Annotated in this window: 1 protein-coding gene; it reads right to left on the bottom strand. The window is 74.0% G+C overall.

Annotated features, from left to right (window positions below; genetic code table 11):
- A partial coding sequence (locus VIB55_RS24085; protein ID WP_331879231.1) for an alpha-2-macroglobulin family protein occupies nucleotides 1-1,921 on the bottom strand: 1,921 nt, incomplete at both ends.

The following is a 1,921-nucleotide window of genomic DNA, read 5'->3' as shown; positions in this document are numbered from 1 at the left end:
GCTCGCCCAGCACCCAGTCCAGCCCCTGCTGCCGGGGGTCCAGCACGGCGCGCAGCATCTCCGGCTCGCGAAGGCTCGCCTCCAGGTAGCGGCCCATCCGCGCGAGCACGCTGTCGCTCACCTCCACGCCCGCCCCGCGCGCCTCCAGCATCACCCGCCCCGCGTACGCCGTCAACCAGGGCGACGTCCACCCGCGCGCATCCCACAACCCGATGCCGCCGTCCGCCCGCTGCCGGCGTTCCAGGATCGATACCACGCCCGCGATCCGCCGCTGCGCATCCGCCGGCACGGCGCCCTCGGCCAGCCCGGCGCGCGCGCGGTACAGGCCGATCAGCGGAAGCACGCCGCTGGAAAGCTGCTCGGTGCACTCATACGGATACAGTTCCAGCCGCCGCCCGAAACCCTGCACGAGCGACAGCGGAGAGGTGCCGAAGCCCAGCTCCACCCGCGAGCGGGCGGGATCGGCCTCGGGAGACAGGATGAACTCCACCGTGGCCGTGTCGCGCAGCACCCCCGACGCCGTCTGCACCACGGGCCGGTTGGCGGGGTGGATGGGAATGCGCACCTGCACCGCGTCCGCCTCCCGGCCCCCGGTCACCCCGAAGCGGAACGTGGCGCTGTCCCCCAGCACCGGCGCCTGGAAGCCGAAGCGCGCCTCCGCGCCGCGGCCGGCCACCAGCGTCACGTCGCGCTGTGCCACGCCGGACATCGTCACGCCGGTGGCCTGTACGGTCACCCGCGCGTTCACCGAGCGGCCGAAGCGGTGGTTGATCACCACGCCCGCGGTGAAGTCGTCGCCCTCGCGCAGGAAGCGCGGCAGCGCCGGCCGGGCGATCAGCGGGCGCGTCGCCAGCAGCGGCGACTGCCCCGCCCCGTAGCGGTCGCCCGCGGTGACGGCCACGGCCATCACCCGGAAGGTGGTGACGTTGTCCGGCAGCCCGCCCGTGACCACCGCCTCCCCGTTGGCGTCCGTCACCACCGATCCCACGAAGAACGCCGTGGGGCGAAAGCGCGAGCGCAGGATGCCGGTGAGGTCCTGCCCGCCGGAGCCGCCGGGGTTGCGCGTGCCCTTTTGCCCCTCGGGCACCTGCGGCGCCACGGCCACCAGGTTGCTCCCCAGCCGCATCCCTATGCCGCGCGGCTGGTACAGCAGCTGCAGCGGGTCCGGCGTCTTGTAGCCGGTGAGGGAAAGGATGCCCTCGTCCACGGCCCACAGCGTCACCTCGCTCACCTGCCCGCGCCCGGCGCCGTCGCGCACGCGAACGCGGATGCGGGCGCTGTCGCCGGGGCGGTACTCGGGCTGCAGCGGCGTCACCTCCACCGCCAGCCGCTTGACCTCGGGCGTCACCCGCAGCTCGGTGTAGCCCACCCTCAGCGTCGGCCGCCCGGGATCGTCCACAGTGCCCGGGGGCGCGCTGCGGCCGCGCACCACGATCACCGAGACGAAGGCGTTGGGCGCGAACCCCTCGGTGATGGGGATCTTCAGCGTGTGCGTGCCGGAGGTGATGCGGATGCGGCGCTGCTCCAGCACCCGCTCGCGCTCCACCGTCACCCACGCCTCCGCCTCGGTAAAGGGCGAGGCGATGAGCACCGTGGCGGTGTCGCCCACCGAGTAGCGCTCCTTGTCGGCGACCACGTCCATCGCGAACTTGCCCTCGTCGTTCCAGGGCACCCAGTCGCCGCCCACGGCCCAGCGGGTGAAGGTGGTCCGCGCCTGCCGGCCCTGCGCGTCCGTCGCCGTGAGCGACACGGTGTAGGTGCCGCCCGCGCGCGGGGTGACGGCGCAGGTGCCCGGAGTTCTCACCACGCAGGTGGCCACCGTGTCGGTCACCCACTCGCCCACCTCGTCGTACATTCCGCCGCGGCTGCGGCGCACGCGGTGCCACTCGCGGCGCACGACCGCGCCTTCGACGGAAACGCC

Origin of the sequence: Longimicrobium sp. (assembly GCF_036554565.1) — a bacterium.
Lineage (GTDB): Bacteria > Gemmatimonadota > Gemmatimonadetes > Longimicrobiales > Longimicrobiaceae > Longimicrobium.
The sequence above is the reverse complement of the archived record's forward strand: the minus strand, read 5'-3'. Positions and strand labels throughout refer to the sequence as shown.